The organism is Thermodesulfovibrionales bacterium, assembly GCA_035686305.1.
Taxonomy (GTDB): Bacteria; Nitrospirota; Thermodesulfovibrionia; order Thermodesulfovibrionales; family UBA9159; genus DASRZP01.
In genome coordinates, this window is sequence record DASRZP010000028.1 from 1 (window position 1) to 9,215 (window position 9,215).

Sequence of the window (9,215 nt, forward strand, 5' to 3'; positions counted from 1 at the left end):
GATCACCTTCCTTCCGAACATGCCCGCCACGTCGACCGCCTGCTGTATCCTGTGGATATTCGACGCAAAGGTTGCGATGATTATCCTGCCCTTTGCCTTTGAGAAGATATCCTCAAAGGCCCTCCTCACCTCCTTTTCGGAAAAGGTGAATCCGCCCTTTTCAGCGTTTGTGCTGTCGGACAGGAGGAGGAGAACCCCCTTTTCGCCGTACTCAGAAAACTTATGGAAATCCATGAGTTGTCCATCGACAGGGGTTGGATCGAGTTTGAAGTCGCCGGTGTGGATGATCCTGCCGAAAGGGGAATTGATGCAGAGTCCTACACCGTCGACGATGCTGTGCGTCACCCTGAGGAACTCGACGGTAAAAATACCCAACTGTATCGTGTCCCTCGGCCTGACAGACATGAGCCTGACGTGTTCGAGATGATGCTCGGCAAGTTTCTCCCTTATGAGGCCCAGGGTGAGGGGTGTCCCATAAATAGGGATATCGATCTCCTTCTCCTCGGGAGCAGGCATGTCTGCCCCGCTTTTTCTCACGCCCAGCTCCTTGAGCAAGAATGGCAGGGCGCCGGTATGGTCCTCGTGGCCGTGGGTGATGAGGATCCCCCGGATCTTATACCTGTTTTCGATGAGATATGCGTAGTCGGGGATCACAAAGTCCACACCGAGCATGTCCTCCTCGGGGAACATCAGACCCGCATCGACAACGATAATGTCGTCTCCGTATTCGAAGACGGTGCTGTTGATGCCGATCTCCTCGACACCGCCCAAGGGAATTATTGAGAGGGTGTTTTCCAATTACTTCAGCAGAAACTCAAGCAATGCCTTTTGTGAATGGAGCCTGTTCTCAGCCTGGTCAAAGACCGCACTGTGAGGACCGTCCATGACCTCATCGGTAATCTCCTCACCCCGGTGCGCAGGAAGACAGTGAAGCACGATAGCGTCCTTCCTGGCGCAGGAGAGCAGCGCGCTGTTGATCTGGTAGGGCCGGAATCTCGCCCTCCGCTCTTCAGCCTCTTTTTCCTGTCCCATACTCACCCAGACATCGGTATACACCACATCGGCCCTGCCCGCTGCCTCCTTCGGGTCCCGCAGGATAATGATATCGCCCCTGCCGTCCTCGCGGGCCCTATCGAGGATATCGGGATGGGGCTCATACCCTTCGGGACAGGCGATCACGAGTTCCATCTCCATCCTCACTGCCGCCTCTATCAGGGAGTTTGAAATATTGTTGCCGTCACCGATAAAGGCAAAGCGTATGTCCTTCACATGACCCTTCCTCTCGAGTATCGTCATGATGTCTGCAAGGATCTGGCAGGGATGGTGGAGGTCCGAAAGGCCGTTGATCACGGGAATGGTTGCGCTCGATGCAAATTCCTCGATCCTTGCGTGGGCATGGGTCCTGATGACGACACCCTTCAGATACCTCGAAAGCGTCCGGGCCGTGTCCGAAATCGTCTCTCCCCTCCCCATCTGGAGGTCACCGGTATGAAGATAGATCGGCTGACCGCCGAGCTGGTAGATGCCGGCCTCAAAGGAGACCCTCGTCCTTGTAGAAGGCTTTTCGAAGAGGAGCCCGATACTCTTCCCGATGAGGGGACAGGAGTTGCGGTCCTCTCCTGATTTCAGTTTCAGGGCGCGCTTCAGGAGGGAATCAATCTCTTCCGATGACAGATCCCAGACAGTCAGAAAATCTCTCTTCACAATAATCCCCCAAGGACTTCATCGAGTATCTCGAGCATGTGGTCTATATCCCTTTCCTGCACGATGAGCGGAGGGACGAACCTCAACACATTCCCCGCAGTGCAGTTGATGATCACTCCCCTCCCCATGCAGGCCTTCACGATCGGCGTACACTCCCTCGTCATCTCCATGCCGACGAGGAGACCCATTCCCCGCACATCACTGATCACCGATGAATGTTCCCTCTTCAGTTCATCAAGACCCTTCATCAGGTATGCCCCCATCCGCCTGCACTGGTCGAGGAGGATCCCGTCTTCGAGAAGGGTATCTATCGTGGCTATTGCAGCGGCAGAGGCAAGGGGGTTGCCGCCGAAGGTGGAAGCGTGGTCGCCCGGATGAAACGCAGACGCCACCCTATCAGTTGCGAGCATCGCACCTATGGCAACGCCGCCTCCAAGCCCCTTTGCAAGGCTCATGATGTCGGGAGTGATACCGTAATTTTCGTAGGCAAAGAGCCTTCCCGTCCGCCCCATGCCGGTCTGTACCTCGTCAAGGATGAGCAGGATCTTATGTCTGTCGCAGAGTTCACGGACGCCCTTCAGATAATCCGCCGACGGCAGTCTTATACCGCCTTCCGCCTGGATCGGCTCAAGCATGACGGCGCAGGTCTCCCGTGTGATCGCCCTCTTCAGCGCATCAATGTTGTCGAATTCAACATGTCGAAATCCCGGGAGGAGCGGCTCAAAACCCTTGTGGAATTTCTTCTGGCCGGTGGCGGAAAGGGCTGCCATCGTCCTTCCATGGAACGAATTCACCGTCGAAATGATCTCGACGTGGTGCTCCGAAAGATTCTCCTTCGCGTACTTCCTCGCGAGCTTGATCGCTGCCTCGTTCGCTTCTGCTCCGGAATTGCAGAAAAAGACCTTGTCAGCAAAAGAATGCTCCACAAGGAGTTTTGCGAGCCTGATCTGGGGCTCATTATGGTAGAGATTCGAAACGTGGAGGAGTCTCTGCGCCTGTTTCTGGAGCGCAACTACGACCTTCGGGTGGCAGTGACCAAGAACGTTCACCGCGATGCCTCCTACAAAGTCGAGATACTCCTTTCCATCGGTGCTCCAGACCTTCATGCCCCTACCCTTCCTCAGGACAATAGGCGACCTCGTGTAGGTATTCATAATGTAATGGCCCGATTCTTCAATGATTTTTCTGATATCCATAGAGAGATGATAACCGAAAACACCGGAAAAATTCAAACAGGACGCACTTTTGGGGCGCCTCGGACGCGGAAAATTAAGGATGGGACCGAAGGAGTCCCTTCTCTCCTAGTGCAGGCGGAAGAGGCTTCGGAAGGTGCACGGGAACTCAATTTCCGGCTGCTAACCTTCTCGAAGGGTGGAGAACCGGTACGGAAGACCACCTCGATCGGGTCTGTCAATCACGAGAGATGAGAGATGACTACTTTACTTCCCTCCGGCAGCCTTGGAAACTGCATTAAGAAGCCCCCGAGCATGCGGGTTCTTCACGTCTTGCTTGATCAGGATATCCTTGGGATCAACCTTCTTCCCATAGTAACCCTTGTTCAGCCCATCCCGGACCTCCACGATCGCCCCATCGAGAGAGATGCCTGCAAAGGCTCCCTTGGCATAGGCAAAACTGAGGATGTCTGCGCTGAGATTCGCCGTTGCCGCGGATGCTCCGGCTCCGAGGGGCCCCGCAGCGATACTGACATCGGCACCGAGCTTGACACTGCTCCCCAAGAGGGAGGTGACACCCCGCTCCGTCATGGCGAGGAGGATGACCTCAGATGCCTCGCCGCCGATCTGGAGGCCGAAGCTTGCTGAGCCGATCGTATAGAAGGCAGGACCGGCCCACTTTCCGCTCTTCTCATCGCGCGCCACCAGTACTCCGCTCCCCCCTGAAGCACCCACGATAAAGGCGCCCTTCAGGATCTGTGGAGCGATAAAAATCCCCTTCGCCTTCTTCAGGAGGTCGCGAAAGGACTGGTTATCTTTCTTGGAAACAAATTTGTCAAAGGTGATCTTAGCCTTCTCGACGAGATGTTTGCTGTCCAACGCATCATCGGCCGCAGCAGGGACAATACCCAGCCCGGCAATTCCCATCGTCAAAAGCATTGCAAAGGTGATAACCATTCCTATGATGTTCGATGACAACGATCTCCTCTTTTCCATAATGCCTCCTCTTTTCTCCTCCGTTAATGATTGTTGCTTCCTGCGTTACTCATGACCCGTACACCTTCCCCGCTTGCGGTGTGGTAATCATGCCACGACGGACTTATCCTCCCCAGGCCATGTGACCATAGATCTCATCCAATTTTTCACGATACTCACGGAAGAAGCGTTCATGTCCTTTTTCCCATCCGGCAAGCATGGTAAAGGCCTCTTTGACCTTGCCCTGCGTTTGCTCAGCCATGTTTTCATAGAACTCACTCAAATCCTTCTCGATGAGCCAGGCGACGCTGAAGACGGTGATGTCCGGGACCATCGACTCGTAGATCAACTGCTGCAAAAACTCCGCTTTGGCCCGGTCGTCAAAAAAATTGGTCTGCTTGAGTTCAAATTCCTTCCAGATCTCCAACTGATCTGGGCCTCCTTTTTTCAGATCATTGAGGATGTTCTTGATAAAAAGGATGTGCTGTTCCTCTTCCCTGATCAATTGGTTGAACGCACTCACTGCCGCTCCCCATCCCATCCGCTGCAGAGAATTTTGAAAGAAGCTTTTGCCTGTCTCTTCCTGGTTCAGGGCATATTCGAAAACCCTGATCAGATCCTTGTCCGCCGACAAAGGGGCCTCCTTTCATATCACGGTTATCGAGCTTCAATCTCAAGTCGAGCGTTGTCTCTTTGCCCTCAGTCTAACGCCTTTCCTGCCCAAAGTCAAAGGCTCCGGAGAGAAGACGGACTAATCTCTTGTTCCAGAGCGATAAACCCTTTGCGACCTGCTTCCGATCATTGTCATGATCTCGTATGAAATGGTACCTGCCTTCGCGGCGATTTCGTGAAAGGTTATCTCTTCGTCACCCTGCCTGCCGATGAGGACCACTTCGTCCTCTTCTTCAATCCCCGGGACTTCCGTGACATCGACCATTGTCAGGTCCATGCAGACCCTTCCGACTACGGGGACCCTCTTCCCCCTGATAATGACATCAGCCCTATTTGAAAGGGCCCTGCTGTAACCGTCTGCATACCCCACCGGCAAGACCGCGATGAGACTCTCTCTTCGTGTGATAAAGGTCCTGCCATAGCTCACCGGCATTCCCTTTTGCAGTCTCCTTAAGCAGAGTATCCGCGTCTTCACCTTCATAGAGGGTTTGAGGTCAGCAACCGGATTCTCCCCCCTAAGTTCTGATCTCTCGTTGCCGGGATCGGCAAAGGGCGAATAACCGTAAAGCATAAGGCCGGGTCTTACAGCATCGAGATGTGCTTTCCCGAAGGAGAGTGTGGCCGCGCTGTTGGCAATGTGACACAAGAGTCCTTTATTATGATCCCCTGATATCTCTTCCTTTATCGCCATGAACGCCTTCAGCTGGTCCTCTGCATACGAGGTGTCCGCTATGTCAGCCTCGGAAAAATGACTCATGAGGCCTGTAACGTTCACGTAACCCGTCTTTGCTATGGCCATGACAGCTCTCAGTACCTCTCTGCTGTTGATACCGAGCCGCCCCATGCCGGTATCGACCTTCACATGCACATCGAGATGATGCCCTCTCGCCTTTGCTTCTTCAGACAGACTGAGAGCAGTGGCGATGTCATGGATGACAGGCGTAAGGTCATAGTCAAAAAAGTCGGATATGCCGTGCCGGTCAAAGAGAACGAGGATCCTCGAAGTGATCCCCGCTTCTCTCAGTTTTACCGCCTCCCCGGTATAGGCAACAGCGAGGTGTGATACCCCCCGGGCAGCGAGGACCTTCGAAACTTCGACAGCGCCGTGGCCATAGGCATCAGCCTTAACAACGGCGATCACGGGACGGCTGTGAGTTATTTTCCTGATGACCTTGAGGTTGTGAGATATCGCGTCGAGATCTACCTCTGCCGTCGCCCCTCTATGCACTTCCCTTTGTCTCTTCCTTCTTTTCCTCTTTCTTTTCGTCGACGGGCTTCTTGGGTGTCACGTCTATCTCATCAGGTTCAGAAGTCGCCTTCTTAAAGTTCCTTATGGCCTGGCCGATACCCTTTCCGATCTCAGGCAATCTCGAACCGCCAAAGAGAACAAGGACGATTATCAGGATAATAATCAGTTCCTGCATTCCTAAACCGAACATGAGGCACCTCCAATCCTCTGGTAGTCTTCCATGGTATTAATGTTCACAAAGGACTTTCCCTCGCTGTCAATGCTCCGGACCTCCTCCTCACGTACGTAAAGGACCTTCGACTTCTCCAGCAGCTCATTCACGCCGGTCCTTCCGTCCGTGACCATCTTTTCCATGACCTTCGCAATCCTCCTCGTATAAACACCAAAGAGGGGTTCTGTCTTGCCCTGGAAAAGGGGAATCACGGCGTCATACCCGCGATCACGGTCTTCTGTCTGCGCGTTGTATCTCTCTATCATGTATCGGATAAGTTCCTCGCTAATCCACGGCATGTCACAGGCAACGACAAAGACAGCATCATCACCGGTAGCGGTGAGGACAGAGAATATCCCCGTCAGAGGACCCCTCTCCTTTTTGATATCCCCGACAAGGGGAAGGCCAAAACGGAAGAAGTGTTCAGGGTCGTTGGTGTTTATCACGATACGGGTGAAGACCCTTTTCAATACGTCGAGGGTGCGTTCGATGATGGTCCTGCCGCCGACGGTGAGGAAGGCCTTGAGAAAGGGGATCCTCCTGTTTTCACCTCCCGCAAGGATCGCCGCCGTCAAAAAACATCCTCCGACCGGTATTCGGTTGCCGTATACTGAGCAAATCGCGTGCAGCTCGAGAGAAAGGTGAGATGTACGGTATCGGTAGGGCCGTTACGTTGTTTCGCAATAATGACTTCTGCCTTGCCTTTGTTCGTGGGGTTCTCTTTATTATAGACCTCATCCCGGTAAAGGAAGATGATGACATCCGCATCCTGCTCGATAGCACCCGACTCCCTGAGGTCTGCAAGGGTCGGTCTCTTGTCGTGTCTCTGTTCCACTCCCCTGTTCAGCTGGCTGAGTGCTATAACAGGGACCCTCAGCTCCTTTGCCAGTCCCTTAAGAGAACGGGATATCTCAGATATCTCCTGCTCTCTCCTCTCGAAGCCGCCCCTGCTCCTCATGAGCTGGAGGTAGTCAACGACCACCAGACCGAGACCGCCATGATGTTCAATCTTTAATCGTCTCGCCTTTGCCCTCATCTCGAGAACCGTTGTTCCCGATGAATCATCGATAAAGATCGGCGCCTCGGCAAGCCTTCCGGCAGCGCTCGTCAGTTTATGCCAGTCCTCCTTCTTGATGAACCCCTTCCTCACGCTGTTTGAATCGACCATCGCCTCAGCGCAGAGCATTCTCAGGGCGAGCTGTTCCTTCGACATTTCGAGACTGAAAATAGCGACAGGCTCCCTCGCCTCAAGGGCCACGTGTTGCGCAATATTCAGTCCCAGGGCAGTCTTGCCCATGGACGGCCTGCCCCCGATGACAATGAGATCGCCGGGCTGAAACCCTGTTGTTAACTCATCGAGGTCAGTAAATCCCGAGGGTACTCCTGTGATCGCCTCTTTCCGGTCATAGAGGTGCTCTATCATCTCAAAGCTGCTCTTTATCACCTCCTTGAGAGGATAAAAGGACGTCTTCGTACGTCTGTCGGATATGTTGAAGATGGACCTTTCGGCAAAATCGACGAGTTCATCAGGCTCGAGGGAAGACTCATAAACCTTTGCTGCAATCTCTGTCGTTGAAGAGAGGAGACCCCGGAGAAGGGCCTTCTCCTTGATGATCTTCGAATGGTACCGGATATTCGCAGCCGTCGGGACCTGGCCGGCGACGCTCGAAAGATAGGTGACGCCTCCCACAGCCTCGAGGTCGTTCTTGCGCTTGAGGGTATCGGTGACCGTGATGAGGTCTATGGCCTCGTTCTTTTCATAGAGTTCTATCATCGCATCAAAGATCCTCCGGTGAGCTTCCCGGTAAAAATCGTCGGGGGAAAGGATCTCCAATGCCTTTGAGATGGCCTCGTTGTCTAAGAGGATAGCGCCGAGGACAGACTGTTCCGCCTCAACATTCTGAGGAGGGAGCCTGTCAAGGGCTAAATCGCCGTCCCTCATTCCGGTACTACTTGTATGGTTACCTGGGAAGTGACATCATGGTGGAGTTTCACGCCGACAGAGAAGGTGCCGAGCCTCTTTATCGGCTCATCAAGGACGATCTTTTTCCTGTCGACATCGAAGCCTTCCTTCTTGAGTGCCTCTGCAATATCCATGGTTGTAATAGAACCGAAGAGCTTCTCTTCCTCACCCGCCTTAGCGCCCAGAGTGAGTGTGAGACTCGACAGCCTTTCCGACAGGCTCAGGGCAGCGTTCTTGATCTTCTTTGCTTGCTCCTCGATCTTCTTCTTCTCATGCTCCAATGCCTTTATGTTCTTGGTGTTCGCCTCGGCCGCAAGATGTTTCGGTATCAGATAGTTCCGGGCATATCCGTCGGCGACATTCACCACGCTCCCGACGGTCCCGAGACTCTTCACATCTTCCTTGAGAATTACTTTCATGGCATGACCCCCTTCAGTCCTCAATAGATGATCAAACTTTTGCGGTCTGATTTTGTGTAAAAAATTATACCATAAACAGATCGTTTTGGGCTGTTCGAGCGCGAGGTGCTGAGACAATGATCACCACAGGACAGAGGCCTTCTTGAGATATCTATGCTGCCTCTCCGGCTGTCGAATCCTGCTTCCTGATAATCCAGACGTTCCCAAAATCCCGTTCCTGATAGGCCCTCGCCAGCCCGAGCCTCAGGATTTCGAGGAGGGCGATAAACGTGACAATGAGAAAGGACCTCGTGATATTGCCATCGAGGAGGTCTTGAAAGCGGACGGCATTCTGAAAATCGAGCTTCTCGACGATGAAGGATATCCTGTCCTTGACGGTTAAGGCCTCCCTCGTGATCGCGACAACGTCCGGCGGCGCCTTCTCAAGTACCTTCCTGAATGCCGAGATGAGGTCGAAGATATTGAGTTCGAAGAGCTCGAGGCTTTCGGAGCTCCATGAACTGTCCTCTCCGAGATCCTCTTCAGAATCCCCTCCGAACGCCTCGTCACCGACAACGATGTGCTCGGCCTTTCCCTCGAGGGGGACATCGCGTGAGAAGACGTTTATCCACTCTTCCTCCCTTTCCCTGAAGGCGAGGGTCGCATCCTTGAACGCCTGGTACTCGATGAGTCTCTGGACGAGCTCGAATCTCGGGTCTTCCATATCTTCGTCTCTCACCGCTTCATCCACCGGGAGGAGCATTTTCGACTTGATCTGGATGAGCGTTGCTGCCATGAGGAGAAACTCCCCGGCGATGTCGAGGTCAAGTTCCTTCATGATCTCGATATACTCGAGATACTGGTGGGTAAT

At 53.5% G+C, this 9,215-nt stretch carries 11 protein-coding genes; all 11 read right to left on the reverse strand.

Features of this window, described 5'->3' with window-relative positions; all coding sequences use genetic code 11:
• On the reverse strand, positions 1-798 hold a 798-nt coding region (locus VFG09_03080), incomplete at its 3' end, for a ribonuclease J (protein HET6514117.1).
• Positions 799-1,704, reverse strand: coding sequence for an ornithine carbamoyltransferase (gene argF, locus VFG09_03085; protein HET6514118.1), 906 nt, complete (start codon positions 1,702-1,704; stop codon positions 799-801).
• Positions 1,701-2,900 carry an acetylornithine transaminase gene (locus VFG09_03090; GenBank protein HET6514119.1) on the reverse strand — a complete coding sequence of 400 codons (1,200 nt, stop codon included), beginning with the start codon at positions 2,898-2,900 and terminating at the stop codon, positions 1,701-1,703. Before VFG09_03090 ends, argF begins: the two co-directional genes overlap by 4 nt.
• Positions 2,901-3,143: 243 nt before the next feature.
• Positions 3,144-3,872, reverse strand: a complete 729-nt coding sequence (locus tag VFG09_03095; protein ID HET6514120.1) for a lipid-binding SYLF domain-containing protein — start codon at positions 3,870-3,872, stop codon at positions 3,144-3,146.
• 103 nt (positions 3,873-3,975) lie between these two features.
• Positions 3,976-4,485: a ferritin family protein gene (locus VFG09_03100; GenBank protein ID HET6514121.1), complete on the reverse strand. Its 510-nt coding sequence runs from the start codon at positions 4,483-4,485 to the stop codon at positions 3,976-3,978.
• A 117-nt stretch (positions 4,486-4,602) separates the two neighbouring features.
• Complete coding sequence (gene alr / locus VFG09_03105) at positions 4,603-5,751, reverse strand: alanine racemase (protein HET6514122.1); 1,149 nt, start codon at positions 5,749-5,751, stop codon at positions 4,603-4,605.
• Entirely contained in the window at positions 5,744-5,962 is a 219-nt protein-coding gene (locus VFG09_03110; GenBank protein HET6514123.1) for a twin-arginine translocase TatA/TatE family subunit, read from the reverse strand. The genes alr and VFG09_03110 overlap by 8 nt, the downstream gene beginning before the upstream one ends.
• Positions 5,950-6,558, reverse strand: a complete 609-nt coding sequence (locus tag VFG09_03115; protein ID HET6514124.1) for a molybdenum cofactor guanylyltransferase — start codon at positions 6,556-6,558, stop codon at positions 5,950-5,952. Before VFG09_03115 ends, VFG09_03110 begins: the two co-directional genes overlap by 13 nt.
• Positions 6,555-7,925: a replicative DNA helicase gene (dnaB, locus tag VFG09_03120; GenBank protein HET6514125.1), complete on the reverse strand. Its 1,371-nt coding sequence runs from the start codon at positions 7,923-7,925 to the stop codon at positions 6,555-6,557. Before dnaB ends, VFG09_03115 begins: the two co-directional genes overlap by 4 nt.
• Entirely contained in the window at positions 7,922-8,365 is a 444-nt protein-coding gene (rplI, locus tag VFG09_03125; GenBank protein ID HET6514126.1) for a 50S ribosomal protein L9, read from the reverse strand. The genes dnaB and rplI overlap by 4 nt, the downstream gene beginning before the upstream one ends.
• A gap of 151 nt (positions 8,366-8,516) precedes the next feature.
• Positions 8,517-9,215 (reverse strand): segregation/condensation protein A (locus VFG09_03130; protein HET6514127.1); only part of this gene is annotated, 699 nt, incomplete at its 5' end.

What these genes read in the sequence shown, in the direction of transcription:
- rplI (HET6514126.1), bottom strand. Translation starts at nt 8,365, where the DNA reads ATGAAAGTAATTCTCAAGGAAGATGTGAAGAGTCTCGGGACCGTCGGG.
- VFG09_03110 (HET6514123.1), bottom strand. Translation starts at nt 5,962, where the DNA reads ATGTTCGGTTTAGGAATGCAGGAACTGATTATTATCCTGATAATCGTC.
- VFG09_03095 (HET6514120.1), bottom strand. Translation starts at nt 3,872, where the DNA reads ATGGAAAAGAGGAGATCGTTGTCATCGAACATCATAGGAATGGTTATC.
- VFG09_03090 (HET6514119.1), bottom strand. Translation starts at nt 2,900, where the DNA reads ATGGATATCAGAAAAATCATTGAAGAATCGGGCCATTACATTATGAAT.
- dnaB (HET6514125.1), bottom strand. Translation starts at nt 7,925, where the DNA reads ATGAGGGACGGCGATTTAGCCCTTGACAGGCTCCCTCCTCAGAATGTT.